Origin of the sequence: Streptomyces sp. NK08204 (assembly GCF_020400585.1) — a bacterium.
In the GTDB taxonomy this organism is placed as follows: domain Bacteria; phylum Actinomycetota; class Actinomycetes; order Streptomycetales; family Streptomycetaceae; genus Streptomyces.
The window spans coordinates 215,320-230,429 of sequence record NZ_JAINVF010000008.1 but is presented as its reverse complement, the minus strand read 5'-3'; the positions used below and the strand labels follow the sequence as shown (position 1 = coordinate 230,429).

10 protein-coding genes are annotated in these 15,110 nt (G+C 70.8%); 6 read left to right on the top strand and 4 right to left on the bottom strand.

Features of this window, described 5'->3' with window-relative positions; translation table 11 throughout:
• Positions 1–1,335: 1,335 nt before the first annotated feature.
• Entirely contained in the window at positions 1,336–1,794 is a 459-nt protein-coding gene (locus K7G59_RS15725) for a nuclear transport factor 2 family protein (RefSeq protein WP_225834562.1), read from the bottom strand.
• A 682-nt stretch (positions 1,795–2,476) separates the two neighbouring features.
• Positions 2,477–4,549, bottom strand: coding sequence for a SpoIIE family protein phosphatase (locus K7G59_RS15720; RefSeq protein WP_225834560.1), 2,073 nt, complete (start codon positions 4,547–4,549; stop codon positions 2,477–2,479).
• Between the two features lie 385 nt (positions 4,550–4,934).
• Between K7G59_RS15720 and K7G59_RS15715 the strand changes: the two genes are divergently transcribed.
• A complete protein-coding gene (locus K7G59_RS15715; RefSeq protein ID WP_225834666.1) occupies positions 4,935–6,887 on the top strand; it encodes a PAS domain S-box protein in 1,953 nt (650 codons plus the stop codon).
• Between the two features lie 114 nt (positions 6,888–7,001).
• On the opposite strand, the gene K7G59_RS15710 is transcribed toward K7G59_RS15715, so the two are convergent.
• Complete coding sequence (locus K7G59_RS15710; RefSeq protein ID WP_225834558.1) at positions 7,002–7,802, bottom strand: sulfite exporter TauE/SafE family protein; 801 nt, start codon at positions 7,800–7,802, stop codon at positions 7,002–7,004.
• 101 nt (positions 7,803–7,903) lie between these two features.
• Here K7G59_RS15710 and K7G59_RS15705 point away from each other — a divergent pair, with 101 nt between their 5' ends.
• From K7G59_RS15705 to K7G59_RS15695, 3 genes are all read left to right on the top strand, one after another.
• On the top strand, positions 7,904–8,683 hold the full coding sequence (locus K7G59_RS15705) for a helix-turn-helix transcriptional regulator (protein ID WP_225834556.1): 780 nt from the start codon (positions 7,904–7,906) through the stop codon (positions 8,681–8,683).
• A 189-nt stretch (positions 8,684–8,872) separates the two neighbouring features.
• Positions 8,873–9,601, top strand: coding sequence for a dienelactone hydrolase family protein (locus K7G59_RS15700; RefSeq protein WP_225834555.1), 729 nt, complete (start codon positions 8,873–8,875; stop codon positions 9,599–9,601).
• Between the two features lie 542 nt (positions 9,602–10,143).
• Positions 10,144–10,650: an NUDIX hydrolase gene (locus K7G59_RS15695; RefSeq protein WP_225834554.1), complete on the top strand. Its 507-nt coding sequence runs from the start codon at positions 10,144–10,146 to the stop codon at positions 10,648–10,650.
• A gap of 112 nt (positions 10,651–10,762) precedes the next feature.
• On the opposite strand, the gene K7G59_RS15690 is transcribed toward K7G59_RS15695, so the two are convergent.
• The gene (locus K7G59_RS15690) at positions 10,763–11,560 is read right to left on the bottom strand and encodes a maleylpyruvate isomerase family mycothiol-dependent enzyme (protein ID WP_225834553.1); all 798 of its coding nucleotides are present in this window, start codon (positions 11,558–11,560) and stop codon (positions 10,763–10,765) included.
• A 210-nt stretch (positions 11,561–11,770) separates the two neighbouring features.
• On the opposite strand from K7G59_RS15690, the gene K7G59_RS15685 reads away from it, so the two are divergent.
• Positions 11,771–12,214, top strand: a complete 444-nt coding sequence (locus K7G59_RS15685) for a MarR family winged helix-turn-helix transcriptional regulator (protein ID WP_225834550.1) — start codon at positions 11,771–11,773, stop codon at positions 12,212–12,214.
• A gap of 111 nt (positions 12,215–12,325) precedes the next feature.
• Positions 12,326–14,776: a SpoIIE family protein phosphatase gene (locus K7G59_RS15680; RefSeq protein WP_225834548.1), complete on the top strand. Its 2,451-nt coding sequence runs from the start codon at positions 12,326–12,328 to the stop codon at positions 14,774–14,776.
• Positions 14,777–15,110 lie beyond the last annotated feature (334 nt).

The window sequence follows — 15,110 nt, the reverse complement described above, 5'->3', positions numbered from 1 at the left end:
CCCGGAGCGAGGGGGGCCTGGCCTCCGTGACCACCGTCATCCAGACCGGCCAATCGGCCAATCCCGGCAACTCGGGCATGGAGTCGCCGCTGCGGACGAAGGGCGATCGGGGTTCGCCGGGCGCCGGAGGCCGAATCGGTCGCCGGCGGGCGCCGCATCGCCGGACTTCGGTATCCGGATCGACACCGGGCGAAGCCGCTGAGAATACCTTTCATAGGCGACGGTGAATGTTGCACGGTCAAGGAATTCGAATGCGAGTCGGCCTCTATCCGGAGTGGATCCGGACTCTTCCGGTACAGGCGATGTGTTCTATCGTGAAAGGCGATGCCCAGCGAATAAGCAAGGGGTTTCACGGCGCGGCGTCGGTGTATTCGCCACAGGCTGTGCGGAGTCGCTGTTGCCGCCTACGGAACGGTCCTGCCGTGCCCTGAAGGACCCGTGCGGCCGACCGCCGGGGGTGGCTGCTGCGGAAACGGCCCGGCTTCACGGTCTTTGCCCGTCGGCTGGACGCGGGGGCGCACAGGGGGAATCGATGCCTGGGTCCACACAGACGTCGGCCTGCCCGGCTGGCGGCCTCCTGGGCGCTGTGCCCGCCGGCCACCGGTCCGGCCGCCGTCCGCGGGTGACTCACCTGGGCCCTCCGCCGTGGCGAGAGCAGGCCGCGCGGCGTCTCGGATCGCGGGCGTGACCGGCTGGTTCCCGGCGAACCGGTGCGGGCCCGGGCGGCATCGAGTCGGTCGCACCGACGCGGAGCCGGGGAACGGCAGGAACCGGACCCACAGTGGCTTGTCGCCGGCAGACCCGACGGTCTCGGAGTCCAGACGGAGGTCCGTCGACCGCCTGGTCACCGCGAACGCCACGGCGGTGGGGCGGCCGCCGCGGCAAGCCCGCCCGAGCGGCTCGCGTCGACCGGAGACCGAGGGCGATTGCGACCGCCACGACCAGGACAGGGCTCGCCGTCGTCTGGATGACGCTGCCGACGGGATGGCTCCGTCATGGACGACGAACGTGCGGCCAGGGCGGGCCGCTGTCGCCCACGGCGCTCAGCTCTCTTCGCCGGAATCGGCCGATCCGGGGTTCAGTCGGCGGTGAGCGAGGCGGCGTGAAGCGGCGCGGGGGCAGCGCTCCGGGCGGCAGCCTCCTGTGCCGATGCGGAAGCCGGCGCCGGGAACCTGCCGCTGCCGGACCCGGGCCGAGTCGCGGCGGCATGGGGGCGTCGCTGCCCGCGGGGCGGGTGGAACCAGGTGCGGTCCGCCGTCACGCCGAGGAAGCCGGGCTGCGCGGATGCGATCCGCGCCGGCGGCAAGTCCCCGGCGCGGATCGCGGCCTCACGAGTCAGGACGCCCCTGCCGCGTCCGGCGAAGACCCCGAGCCCGCCAGTGGCGTGGTGTCGAAGTAGCGCACCTCATAGGCCCGCTCCGTGAACTTCCAGCCGTCCGGGGTGCGCCGGTATCGGTCGTGGTACAGGGAGTAGTTCAGTCCCGACCTGCCGTCGCGCAGGCGCCCGAGCTCTTGGATGTACGCACGGCCGGAGGCGGTGTCGCCCGCCAGCTCGACCGTGCCAGGGTGCGCGGTCTGCACGAAGTATTCCCACTCCTTCTGCAGCTGCTCGACCCCGGCACGGATCTCCTGCGGCCCGGTGAACTCCACATTGGCTTCCGGGATCCGCCACACGCCGTCGTCTGCGAAGAGAGACGCAAGGCGGTCGTAGTCACGCATCATCACAGCATCCGTGAACTCGCCGCGCAGCGTCTCGATCTCGATGCGGTCGGCGATGCTCTCGAGGTGGCTCATCGGTCTCCTTCATCTCTCACGTGGGTTTCCTGGAGGATGTGATCCTCCGAGCAGGACGACGACACAGGCCGTCATGAGGTCGGTGAGGGCGGATCCCCGGCCCAGGGAGCCTCCGAGCGGCGTCAACTGATGGGTGTCGCCTGCGGAATCCCGGCTGTGTGACCGGGGCCGAGCCCCCGTCGAGGACGGCCTGCACCCGCTGGTGGGACGTGTCCGGGCAGGAGCGGCCCCGCGTCTGGCTGACGAGCGTCACCAGCCGCATCTGCCTGCTGTTCGGCTCGGACGGCGTCGTACGCGAACGATGTGCGGGCGAATGGATCCCGAGGCGCTGCCCGGTCGAACCCGGTGGGCCGACGAACGCCCGTAACCGCCATGGCAGACCCGGCAGTCCCAGCAGACCCGGGCGAGCTGGTCACCTGGACGAGTCGGTCGGCGTGGCCTTCCTCGTCACACTCGAACCGATGACCCCGGCACCCGGACACCGAGCGGATCGCGCATCACATCGTCGATATCGCCGGCAGGTCGGCCGACAGCGTGACGATTCCGGAGCGTACGGTCAACGACCGGCCCGGCCTGATGGTCCAGCGAGGGGGCGTCACCGTGGCAGTGTACGCCTTCGACACACACGTCGGCCCACGGCACGGTGCGTTCGCTCGGGCAGGTGAGCCCTCCGCGTGGTGGCTCAGGCCCGGGCCCGGGCGATGAGCAGCGCGACGTCGTCCTCACCACCGGGCGAGCGCAGAATCTCCAGGAGGCGGTCGCAGGTGTCCTCCAGGTCGTGGCCGCGTGTCGTGGTGAGTGCGTCGAGGAGGGTGCCCAGGCGAGCGTCGATGGGCTCGCTCCGGGTCTCCACCAAGCCGTCGGTGTAGAGGACCAGTTCGTCACCGGGGTGGAAGGCGATGGTGGTGGCCTCGAAGGGCACCCCGCCGACGCCCAGCGGCGCTCCGGTGGGAGGGTCGAGAAGCTGTGCTGCGTGACCGGAGCGCATCAGGACCGGGGGCAGGTGGCCGGCCAGGCAGATCTCGCACCGGCCCTGGTGAGGGTCGTAGATGCAGTAGATGCACGTGGTGATGGTCTGCCCGACCCCTTCGGTCAGGTGATCGAGGTGACGCAGGGCCTCGGCGGGGGCGAGGCGCAGCTCGGCGAAGGCGCGGGCAGCACTGCGGAGTTGCCCCATGGTGGCGGCGGCATTGATGCCGCTGCCCATGACGTCCCCGACGACCAGGGCGGTTCTGTCCCCCTGGAGAGGTATGGCGTCGTACCAGTCGCCGCCGATCTCGCTCGTGGCGCCGGCAGGCTGGTAGCGGCAGGCGACTTCCAGGCCGGGCAGGTGCGAGGGGGGCTCGGGGAGCAGACTGCGCTGGAGGGTGAGGGCCGCATGGCGCTGGGCCTGGTATCCGCGGGCGTTGTCGATGCAGACCGCGGCTCGGGCGGCCAACTCCCAGGCGAGGAAAGCGTCGTCGTCATCGAATGGGATGGGGTTCGAGGTGCGCTTGAGGTCGAGAGCGCCGAGGACTTCGCCCCGCGCCATGAGCGGTACGGCCAGGTAGGAGTGCACCCCGGCCGTCGCGAGGAGGGATGCGGCCTCGCCGTGGCGGGCGATGCGCCCCAGGTCCCGACGGGTGGTGTGGGGCACCAGTACCGGCTGGCCGGTGCGCACGCACTGGGTGATCAGGCGGTCGCTGCCGTAGGTGGCGACTTCCCCTGGCGGGTCGGCCGCGAGGCGGACCGCCTCGGCGGAGCGGACCGCCGAGACGGCGAGGGCGCGGAAGAGGGCCGGACCCTCATGAGGCGCGGTCCTGCCGTCAAGGGCGCTGTCGAGTACGTCCACGGCTGCCACATCGGCCAGCACCGGCACCACGACGTCGGCGAGCTCGCGCGCTGTCGTCTCCAGATCGAGGGTGGTGCCCACGGAGGCGGAAGCCCTGGCGATCAGGGCCAGCCGCTGCCTGGCCCGCGCCGCCTCGTCAGCGGCACGGTAACGCTCCGTGACATCGATGACGGAGTAGGCCAGGCCCAGCACCCGCCCGGCGGAATCCTCCAGCCGGTAGTACGAGACGGACCATGCGTGCTCGTGGTCCGGGTCGGCCGGGGGACGGCAGACGATGTCCCGGTCCACGACCGACTCGCCCGTCTCCAGAACACGACGCAGACGTGCCTCGGGGTCCGTTTCCAGGTAGGTCAGGACCTCGCTGACCGGCCGGCCGAGACGCTCGGCGGCGGACTGCCCGGTGATGCGTTCGAGAGCGGGATTCACGGCCAGGTACCGCAGGTCCGGGCCCAGGATGGCCAGCCCGATCGGGGACTGGGAGACCAGGCGCATGGCCAGGGCGGCATCTCGCTCGACCCGCTCCACGGCTGCCTGGTCCGCGGCAAGGCCGAGGACGTAGGTGTCGCCGAGGTCGTCCAGCAGCCGCATGTTGCGGAACTCGACCATGCGGGTGCTGCCGTCCTTGTGCCGGATCGGGAAGGCCCCAGCCCAGTCGGTGCCGGCTTCCAGGACATCGGCGAACAGCTTCATCACCTCGTCCCGGTGCTCCTCGTGGACCGTCAGCGGAGCCGCGTACTGCCCCAGCGCTTCCGCTGCGGTGTAACCGAACAGTTCCTCGGCCTTCGCGCTCCAGAAGACGACCTGGCCCCGCGCGTCCAGCACCACCGCAGCGACGCTGAGGAGATCGAGCAGGCCACTGGGCGGCGTGGCGGGACCCATCGCTGGCCGGCCGTCGCCTGCTCGGGAGGAGTCCGTCGTACCCATGCCTCATTTTCTCTCCTGCTCGGCGCCTCGGCTCGTGCCGCAGCGGTCGGCGTTCTGCCGTCGTCCCGGGGACAGCGTGCGCGCTCCCTCACATGACAATCGTTTCGAGTCGTCGGTGCGATGCTTCCGGGGCCGTGTCCGTGGTGGACACCTCACTCGTACCCCCGCCTCGGCGCTCGTCACGGGAGTGCGCGCACGCGACGACAGTGACGGCTGCGGCACCCTTGCGTGACCGTATGTGTTCATCCAAGGACGGGTTGTGGACTGATTCGTCCACCGTTCGACGTGATTCGGCCACCGCCCGGCCATGACGCGACAAGTCCAGGAAAAGGTGTGCGGCTTGCGCTGGGATGTCCGCACCATAGTGAGCGACGTGGCGGTGGAGATGAACGCTTTCGTGGACGAGCCGACACGCTCGGCGGACCCCGCAGTCCTGGCGCGGTGCCGGTGCGGCGCCCAGCTGCCGCAGGCCGGGCCGTCGTCGGCCGAGGAACGGTTCCGCGGACTTCTGGAAGCGGCGCCGGACGCCATGGTCATCGTCGACGACACCGGCCTCATCAGACTGGTCAACGCCCAGACCGAGGCGCTCTTCGGTTACCGGCGCGAGGAACTGCTCGGCCGGCCGGTCGAGTTGCTGGTGCCGCACCGCTTCCGGGACCACCACACCCGGCATCGCGACGGCTACGCCGCCAACCGGCAGGTGCGCCCCATGGGAGCGGGCCTGGAACTCCACGGGCTGCGCAAGAACGGCAGCGAGTTCCCCGTGGAGATCAGCCTGAGCCCGCTGGAGACGACCGACGGTCTGCTGGTGTCGGCGGCCGTGCGCGACGTCAGCGACCGCAAGGCGGCCGAGGCTCGCATCAACGAACTGGCCGCGCTCGTGGAGTCCTCCCAGGACGCCATTCTCGCCAAGACCCTCGACGGGGAGATCACCTACTGGAATGCCGCCGCCGCACGGCTGTACGGCTACACGGCCGAGGAGGTCATCGGCCGGCAGGTGACCCTGCTCGCCCCGGCCGAACTGCAGGCCGACATCTGGGCGCTGCTGGAACGGCTGCGGCACGGGGAGAAGGTCGAGCACTTCGAGACGCTGCGGGTCACCAAGGACGGGACACTCCTGGACGTCGACGTCACCCTGTGGCCGACCCGGGACACCAGCGGGAAGGTCGTCGGCGCGTGCGCCATCGTCCGCGACATCAGCGACCGCAAGCGCGCGGAAGCCGAGTTGACGGCCCTGCTGGAACAGCAGCAGCACATCGCCCTCACCCTGCAGCGCAGTCTCATGGGGACGCCACCCGCCCTGCCCGGCCTGGACACCGCCAGCCGCTACCGACCCGCCACCCAGGGCGCCGGTGTCGGCGGCGACTGGTTCGACCTCATACCCCTCGGCGCCGGACGGGTCGGTGTCCTCATCGGTGACGTGATGGGTCGTGGGCTGGAGGCGGCTGCCGTGATGGGCCAGCTGCGCTCGGCCGCACACGCGCTCGCCAAGACGGGCATGCAGCCCCGCCAGCTGATGCAGGCCCTCGACACCGTGGTCACCGACCTGGACGTCCCTGACCAACTGGTCACCTGCTGCTACCTGATCATCGCGCCTGACGACGGTACCGTCACGGTCTGTTCCGCCGGACATCTGCCGACCCTCGTGGTCGGCCCCTGGGACGGCGTCCGCGAACTGGCCACGCCGGTCAACGCCCCACTCGGGGTGGGCGGCGTCCTGTACGAACAGTCCTGCACGGACATCGCTCCCGGCGCCACACTCGTGCTGTACACCGACGGCCTGATAGAGACGCCCGGCAGCGACATCGAAGCCCGGCTCGGTGAACTCACCGCCGTCCTCGACACCTTCTTCCCGCAGGCCACCGGACTGGAGGCAGCCGCCGACCATGTGCTTTCCGAGCTGCTGCCCGACGCCGAGGGCCACAACGACGACGTGACCCTGCTCCTGGCCCAGCTCCCGGCGGCGCCGCTCGCCGCCGTCACCACCGACCTGGCCGCGACCCCGTCCTCCGTCCCCGAGGGCCGCGACTTCCTGCGCCGGACCCTGACCTCCTGGGAGTGCACCGCGCCCGCCGACGACGCCCTCCTGCTGCTGTCCGAGACCCTCACCAACGCGGTCCAACACGCCGAGGGTCCCGTGGGACTGCGCCTGTGCTGCACCGCCACCGACCTCACCGTGGAGGTCAGCGACCGCAACCCGCACCTCCCCCAGCCCCGCCTCGCCGCCGAGGACGAGGAGTCCGGCCGGGGCCTGTTCCTGGTACGCACCCTCGCCGACAGCTGGGGAGTACGGCCGACGGACGAGGGCAAGACGACCTGGTTCACCTTGAAGCTGTGAGCCGCACACCGCGCGGCAGACCTGCGGTTGCCCACTCGCGGGAGAGCCGCCCGAGGCCTGCGCGGTGAGTCGCTGCCACAGCCACCAAGGCGTCAGTAGCGACAGGCTTCGGGTTCAGGGCAGCAGTGCGACGATCAGGACGACCACAAGCAGCATGATGTAGGCGGCGGAGTGAACGCGGTCCGGGACGCGGCCGGTGACCCGCCGCATCACGGCGATGGTGGGCAGCGATCCGGCGAGCAGGGCGGCGCCCGCGGTCAGGTCGACGTAACCCAGCTGCCCCGCACCGGCGGATGTGGTGGGGGCGAGGGCGTAGACGAGGGTGCCGGCGACGGCGACGGGGACGCTGAGGGGGTTGGCCATGGCGGTCGCCTCGGCCATGGGAAGGCCCCTGCGCCGCATGAGCGGAACCGTCATGACGCTGCCGCCCACGCCCAGGGCGGCGGCCACCAGGCCTATGCCCATTCCGCCGAACGTGACGGTGCCCCGGCCAAGGGGCTCGGGGCGTGTCCGGTGCGCCACGGTGAGGAAGCCCTGCCGCAGCAGACTGTCGGCGATCGTCACCAGCAGGTAGGCGGCGAACAGCATGCGCAGCGCCGTACCGCCGATCAGCGTGGCGACGAAGGAGCCGGCGGCGGCGCCGACCGTGATGTAGGCCGCCAGCGGCCAGAGGTACGCGCGGCGCAGCCGGCCCCGACGCCACTGGGCCAGCGCCGCCGCCCCGGCATTCACCACCATGACCGCTGCGGAGGTTGCCACCGCGGTATGCATGGCGTCCGGTCCCGGACGCGCCGCGGCTTTCAGGACGGCGTAGACGGCGGGGACCGTGATGAAGCCGCCGCCGAAGCCGAAGAGCACGGTCGTGATGCCGGTCAGGCACCCGAACAACAGAAGAGTGGAGAACGAGGTCAGCACTGGTGGAACGCTAGGGTTCACCAGGACTGGCAGACAATCGATGAACTGCCGACTTCCTACGTGCAGCAGACAGATCACGTACTCGCACGTAACCTCGCGGCATGCGCAATGTCCCGCTCGCGGAGGTGGACGGCCTCGATCGTGCCGTGCTCGCCATCGGCACCGACTACCCCCCGCACCACCTGCTCGCCTGGCACGAGCACCGCCGTGCACAGGTCCTGTACGCGGCCACCGGCGTCATGCAGGTCGAGACAGCGGACGGCAGCTGGACGATTCCCACCGACCGTGCGGTCCTCATCCCGCCGCTGACCAGGCATCAGGTCACGATGACGGGCGTCAGCACCTGCAGCCTGTACATCGAGCCCTCCGCTGTGCCGTGGCTGCCCGCCCGCTGCCGGGCCGTCGACGTTTCCACCCTCCTACGGGCGCTGATACTGGAAGCCGTCGAGATGGAACCGCACTACCCCGAGCACAGCCGTGACGCCGCAGTCGCCACCCTCATCCTCCACGAGCTCAAGAACCTCGCCCCGCTGCCGCTCGATGTACCGCTGCCCTCCGATCCACAACTGCGCAGCCTGTGCGAGGCGTTCTTGCGGCAGCCGAACATCCACGAGCCGCCGGCACGTTGGTGCACGGCCCTCAGCATCAGCGAACGCACCCTCGCCCGCCTGTTCCAGCGCGGCACCGGCCTGAGCTTCTCTCAGTGGCGGCAACGCGCCTGCATTCTCCATTCCTTGCAGCACATCGGCACGGGCATGCCTGTCACGCGCATCGCGAGCATGCTCGGCTACGACAACCCGGCCGCCTACACGGCCGCGTTCAAGAGGCTCCTCGGCCGACCGCCAACGGCGTACCGGAGTCCCGGCTCCCACGGCCTCTAGTGCCGTGTCAGGCAGTGTTCGCCTCGCGAAGGCGCCAGTGATGATCTTCGTGATAATCTCGGCGCCGCCGTGCACGACTGCGCATTCGAGGAGGTGAGACCGATCAACACTGTGACGCGTCGGTTCTCCCTCCTTTGCATGGCCTAGGGAGCGCCCGCACAAGGCATTCCCGAAAGGCTTGAAACGCTGATGCGCTTCATCTCCCGGACGTCCTCGGAGGGCGTCACCGAACAGTTCTTCACCCTCGACGAGATCCCCGGCGTGCTGTGGACCCCGGATGGCGCCGACGGCACTCGTCCTCTGATCCTGCTGGGCCACGGCGGCAGGCAGCACAAAACGGCCCCCGGCACCGTGTCCCGCGCGCGCCGCTACGCCGCCCAGGGTTTCGCGGTCGTCGCGATCGACGCACCCGACCACGGTGACCGGCCCAAGGACGAGGAGTTCGGCCGGATGGCGGCCGGAATGCGGGCCGGCATGGCCTCCGGCGAGAATCCTGGTGCGCTGGTCGCCGGCATGCACCGTTATCTGGCCGGCCAGGCTGTCGCCGACTGGCAGTCGGTCCTGACTGCCGTGCAGCGCCTCGACCAGGTCGGCGTCGGCCCGGTGGGTTATTGCGGTATGTCGATGGGCTGCGGGCTCGGCATCCCGCTCATCGCCGCAGAGCCCCGGATCCGCGCCGCGGTGCTGGGCCTGCTCGGTGTGCGCGGGCTGGCCGAGGACGCCGCGCGCATCAGCGTGCCGGTGCAGTTCGTGGTCCAGTGGGACGACCAGATGGTGCCGCGGGACGAGAGCCTGGCCTTGTTCGACGCTTTGGCCTCGGCCGAGAAGACACTGCACGCCAACCCCGGCCGGCACGGGGATGTGCCGTCGTTCGAAGTGGACAGCTCCCTGCAGTTCTTCGCCCGGCATCTGAGCTGACAAAAGAACGCGGTACGCGACGCGCGCCGGCCGGAACTCGTTCCCGGCCGGGGCGTTCGGTCCAGTCCCACCGGTCGGCGTGGGCCGGACCGGACACAGCTTCGGACGACCGATGGCCCCGCAGCGCCGCCTTTCCTGCAACTCGTCCCCTGCCTCGGCCCGCCCCGCTGATCGGCGTCCGGACCGTGCCAGGACGAGCGTCGGCTCCTGCGCCGTGGCGGGGCCCGGACTGGCGGGTGTCCTGATGCCGGCGCTCAGCGCTCCGAAGGCCCCGGTCGTCGACGCCCGCTCATACGCTGCGTCCGTCGTCTCGCTCCTGTCGGACGATGTTCCTGCTCCACGGCACCCACGGCCTCGGCCTCGGTCTCGGCTCGACGACCCTCGGCGACCGACGTCGTCATCGTCGGCCTCCGCCGGGCCGTGCCGCCGCAGCCGGGGGCTCACCGGCCGACTCGGTGCCCAAGGCGCCCTGACCGTGCCCCGGTCGATGTCATGCGCGGAAGACAGCGGCCTGTCGGAGTCGCCTCGACTACGCTGCTGGAATGTCCGGTCAGGAGAGTTGTCGACGTGACTCCGCCCGCGTTCTGCTGTTCGATGAGCGGGACCGCCTGCTGCTGCTGAAGTTCCACGTCGATCCGGACGCCCCCGACAGGGGTCACGGCTGGTGCACGCCCGGCGGCGGTGTGGAGGAGGGAGAGACCTGGGCGGATGCGGCAGCCCGCGAGTTGCGTGAGGAGACCGGCCTGTCTGTGGAGCCGCAAGCCCTTGGACGGCGCGTTGCGGAGACCTCCGGGTACGCAGATCTCGGATGGGCTGAAGGGTTCTTCCGGGACGTCTTCTTTCATCTCCGTGTCACGAGCCACCAGGTCGATGTGACCGGGCAGGAAGCGGACGAGCGCACGTACCACGCCGGGTACCGCTGGTGGCCGATGGCCGATCTGGCGGCCACCGGTGAGACTGTCCAGCCCCTCGGCCTGGCCGAGTTGGCGGCCGAGCTCGTGGCGGGGAATGTCCCTGCCGATCCTGTTGAACTGCCCTGGCACCACTGAGGGCAGGGGAAGCGCACGACCCCGAACGGGCAGGCACGGCTCGCCCGTTCGACACCCCGCGAGCAGCACAGGCCGATGCCACGCCGTACGCCGGCCGCCGCCGGCCGGCGTCTCAGAAGGCCGAATGGGCGAACCAGTGTGCCAGCAGCTGCTCATCCCCCTCATGGGCAAGGGACTCGGCCGTCCAGGGCAGGCGGCCGTAGACGAGCAGGAGCAGGTCGGCCGCGGTTGCCCGGACGGTCGCGTCGGCGGCGTCCGTGGCCGAGTGGTCCGTGTCGAGCCCGAAGCCGTCGGGCCGGATACGGACGAGCCAGGCGTCGTCGCCGTCCGTCGTGTGGAAGCGGATGGTCTTGTCGGGTCCGCGCAGGTCGGCCACCTTGGGGGCGAAGAAGGTGGCGAAAGGCAGGTTGACGAGGAACTCGTCGATCCCGTCGACCGCGAGCGGGCGGTCGATCGAGGGCCGCAGGCCGAGTGCCAGCTCGGCGTCGGCCCGGTGCAGCAGGGTCTCGAAGAGCATCCGGCGTGCCCAGAAGCGGGCGTGCTGGTCGGCTCCCCATGCCCACATCGGCAGGTCCGGATCGGTGGCCGCGAAGGCGTCCGCGGCCACCGTCGCGCTCTCGGCCAGCCAGTCGGCGTATCCGGCCTGCCGGTCCGGGAGGCGCAGGTCCACGTCACGGCTGCGCGGAGGCTCCTGGATGCGCGCGTGCAACAGGGCCGAGAACCAGCGCTGCACGCTGCCCGAGTGCTTGACGAGGTCGGCCAGGGTCCAGCCGGGGCAGCTGGGTACCGCCGTGGCCAGGTCGGCGTCCTTCACCACTGCGACGAACCGGGCGGTCTCCGCCGCGACCGCCGTGCGGTGATCGACCGAGGTGACGTCGGACGCGTGATCGGTGTGGTCGGGCGTCTTCATCTGGGCCTTCCTCTCGGAGAAGCTGCGGGCTCAGGCGGAACGGAGCCGGTCGCGGCACCGGCTCGGCATCTGAGGATTACGAGGTGCGGGATCCGCCGAGGACCTCCGCAACCTGTTTCATACATCGAAGCTTGAGTACTTCAAGTAATACTCGGGACCGTAGCCGCCGATATTTGAGATCGTCAAGTTTTGCGGCGTAAGCTGATGCGCATGACGGCACTCCCCCGCGTCGACCCTGCCCAGCTCATGGAGCTGCTCTCCGTCTCCCTGGCCGCCTACTACGGCGACTTCACCCTCGCCGCCGCCAGCGAGAGCCTCACGGCCAGCCAGGGCAAGACCCTGAGCGTGCTGCGCCGGGGACCCGCCTCCATGAGCGCGCTGGCCACCACACTGACCTGCGACGCCTCCAACATGACGGGGATCGTCGACCGCCTCGAGAAGCGCGGCCTGGTGCAGCGCGAGCCGAGCCCCTCCGACCGGCGCGTCAAGAACGTCGTCCTCACCTCCGAGGGGAAGCGGGTCATCGACGTGATCCGCGGGAAGATGCACCACACGCTCGACGGCCTCGACCGGCTCGACGAGCAGGAGCGCACGACCCTGTACGCCCTGCTGGAACGGGTCTTCGTCGCACAGCCCGCCACCGCCCGCCCCTGACCGCTTCGGGCCGGCCGGTACGCAGAGGCAGGGCCCTGCGTCCAAAGACACACCGCGGACTGTGTGAGACCGTAGGTGCCAGGAACTCCGTCCGCGGATGGGGCCGACATCATGGGGCTCAGAGACCTGGCCGACGAGCACCGGGGCGACCCGTTCGGCATCACGTCTGCCGCCGTCGTCCTGGTGGACCCGCACGGTCTGATCCGCTACTGGAACCGGCGGGCGGAAAGCCTTCTCGGTTATCCGGCGTCCGGTGTACTGGGCCGTCCCGCGGCCTCCGTTCTCATGGGTGAGGGCTCGCTGGCGTCCGCGCTGTCCGCGGCGCAGCGGCTCGGCGAGGGCTGGGAGGGCCTGATCACCGCGCGGCACGACACGGGTCACCCGGTCGAGCTGGCCCTGCGGGCGTGTCCGCTGCGGGCGGAGCAGGGCTGCGCCTGGCTCGTCGTGTTGTGTGACCTCGCCGATTCGCGCCGGTGGGAGCTGGACCAGGCAGTGGTGCGCGGCCTTCTGGAGGAGTCACCGATCGGTATCGCCGTACTCGACAGTGAGCTGCGGCTTCAGTGGGTGAACCAGGTGCTGGCCACCATGGAGGGCCTGTCGTCGTGCCAGGGGGCCGACAGCACCGATATGCCGGCCGCCGGCACCGGCGCACCCCCCGTACTGGGGCAGGTGCCGCCGGCCGTGGGCTGGCAGGCGCGCCAGGCGCTGGCGTCAGGTCGCATCACTCCGGCCGTGGAGCGCGTGGCATCCCCGCAGGGCATGTCCAGCCGGAACTCGGCGGGCCGGCTCAGGCTGCGCTCGTCGTTCCCGCTGAGGGGCTTCGAGGGCAAGACGCTCGGGGTGTGTCACACCGCCGTGGACTTCGCCACCCAGGACCGGGCACGCGAGAGGCTGGCCCTGGTCAACGAGGCGGCGCAGCGCATAGGCACCACGCTGGACCTCGACCGCACGGTGCAGGAACTGGCCGATGTCCTCGTGCCGCAGCTCGCCGACTTCGTCGCGATCGACCTCTTCCAGGGCGTCCTCGCGGCCAAGGACCTGACCCCCTGTCCGGTCACGGGCGGCGCGCTGCAGCGGGCGGCACACCTGTCGATCCACGAGGACATGCCCGAGGTGATCGTCCCCGTCGGGGAGCCCAGCAGGTACCCGCCGAAGTCGCCGCAGGAGCGCTGTCTGACCTCGGGCCGGCCGATCCGTGATCCGGTCCTGTCCCCGACGACCTGGTGGCTCGCCCATGATCCGGAGCGCCTGACCAAGATCGTCCAACTCGGGGTGCACACGCACCTCGTGGTACCGCTCAGGGCACGGGGCGTGACCATGGGAGTGGTCACGCTGCTGCGCTGGGAGAACCCCAACCCGTTCGACGAGGACGACCTGCTGCTTGTGGAGGAGCTGGTCGCCCGCGCCGCGGTGTGCGTCGACAACGCCCGGCGCTTCGTCCGTGAGCACAACGCGGCCCTCGCCCTCCAGACCAGCCTCCTTCCGCCCGAACTGCCCGAACTGTCTGCCGTCGAGGTCGCCTACCGCTATCTGCCGACCGACGCCGAGGCCGGTGTGGGCGGGGACTGGTTCGACGTCATCCCGTTGTCCGGAGCGCGCGTCGCCCTGGTCGTGGGCGACGTCGTCGGGCACGGCATCCACGCCGCCGCGAGCATGGGCCGGCTGCGGGCGGCGGTACAGACACTCGCCGACCTGGACCTGCCTCCCGACGAGCTGCTCGCCCACGTCGACGACCTCGTCCTGCGCCTGGCGGACGAGGCGGAGGCGGTCGCGCACGGCCCGGTGGTGGTCGGCGCGACATGCGTCTACGCCGTGTACGACCCGATCTCGCGCAAGCTCAGCGTGGCGCGCGCCGGGCACCCCACTCCCGCCATCGCGCACCTGAGCGAGCCGGTGGAACTGCCCGACATCCCCGCCGGCCCCCCGCTGGGCCTGGGCGGTCTGCCCTTCGAATCGGCCGAGCTCGAACTGGAGGAGGGCAGCGTCGTCGCCCTCTACACCGACGGACTCATCGAGGCCTCGGACCGCGATGTCGATGTCGGCTTCGAACGGCTCTGCTTCGCCCTCGCCCACCCCGACCAGCCGCTGGAGGAGATCTGCGACACCATGGTCCGCATCCTGCTGCCCGACCGTGCGCACGACGACGTCGCCTTCCTCGTCGCCAGGACCCGCGCCCTCCCACCCGACTGCGTGGCCTCCTTCGAGGTGCCGCTCGATCCCCGGGCGGTGCACGAGGCGCGCGAGAACACCGCCCGCCAGTTGGCCGCGTGGGGGCTGGAGGAGGTCGCCTTCACCACCGAGCTGATCGTGAGTGAGCTGGTCACCAACGCGATCACGCATGCCTGCGGGCCGATCGGCCTGCGGCTGATCCACGAGCGGGCTCTCATCTGCGAGGTGTCGGACGCCAGCAACACCTCGCCCCACCTGCGCCGTGCCCACAGCACCGACGAGGGAGGCCGCGGTCTCTTCCTGGTCGCGCAGGTCGCCCAGCGCTGGGGCACGCGGTACACCGCCACGGGCAAGACCATCTGGGCGGAGCAGCAGATACCCGGTGGTGCGTAAATCCGTAGGCGTGCGGGGTGCCCCGACGGGCTGGTGGCCGGGGCCGTCGGTCGGTCGCGCACATCGCAGAGCAGGCGGCGGGGGTCGACGGGCGGCGCCGTCCCGGCCGACGCCATGTCCGCGGGGCCGCTGGTGCGCCTCTGCGCGCACGAGCGGTCCGGCGGGACACCTGCGGCTGGGCGAGGTCGTCGCCCAGCCGTGCTCGTCCCGCTCGTCCTCGGACGGAGCGCACCGGCCGGGCACGGCCTCGTACGTCGAAGCCGCCTGCTGGTTCACCTCCTCCCCCGCCTTCGCCGACCCCGCGATGACCGTCGGCCGGCTCTCTGCCCGGTGC

Bases quoted from the DNA above. Each gene is read 5' to 3' on its own strand.
- K7G59_RS15725 (WP_225834562.1), bottom strand. From the start codon at position 1,794: ATGAGCCACCTCGAGAGCATCGCCGACCGCATCGAGATCGAGACGCTG.
- K7G59_RS15720 (WP_225834560.1), bottom strand. From the start codon at position 4,549: ATGGGTACGACGGACTCCTCCCGAGCAGGCGACGGCCGGCCAGCGATG.
- K7G59_RS15715 (WP_225834666.1), top strand. From the start codon at position 4,935: ATGAACGCTTTCGTGGACGAGCCGACACGCTCGGCGGACCCCGCAGTC.
- K7G59_RS15705 (WP_225834556.1), top strand. From the start codon at position 7,904: ATGCGCAATGTCCCGCTCGCGGAGGTGGACGGCCTCGATCGTGCCGTG.
- K7G59_RS15700 (WP_225834555.1), top strand. From the start codon at position 8,873: ATGCGCTTCATCTCCCGGACGTCCTCGGAGGGCGTCACCGAACAGTTC.
- K7G59_RS15695 (WP_225834554.1), top strand. From the start codon at position 10,144: ATGTCCGGTCAGGAGAGTTGTCGACGTGACTCCGCCCGCGTTCTGCTG.
- K7G59_RS15690 (WP_225834553.1), bottom strand. From the start codon at position 11,560: ATGAAGACGCCCGACCACACCGATCACGCGTCCGACGTCACCTCGGTC.
- K7G59_RS15685 (WP_225834550.1), top strand. From the start codon at position 11,771: ATGACGGCACTCCCCCGCGTCGACCCTGCCCAGCTCATGGAGCTGCTC.
- K7G59_RS15680 (WP_225834548.1), top strand. From the start codon at position 12,326: ATGGGGCTCAGAGACCTGGCCGACGAGCACCGGGGCGACCCGTTCGGC.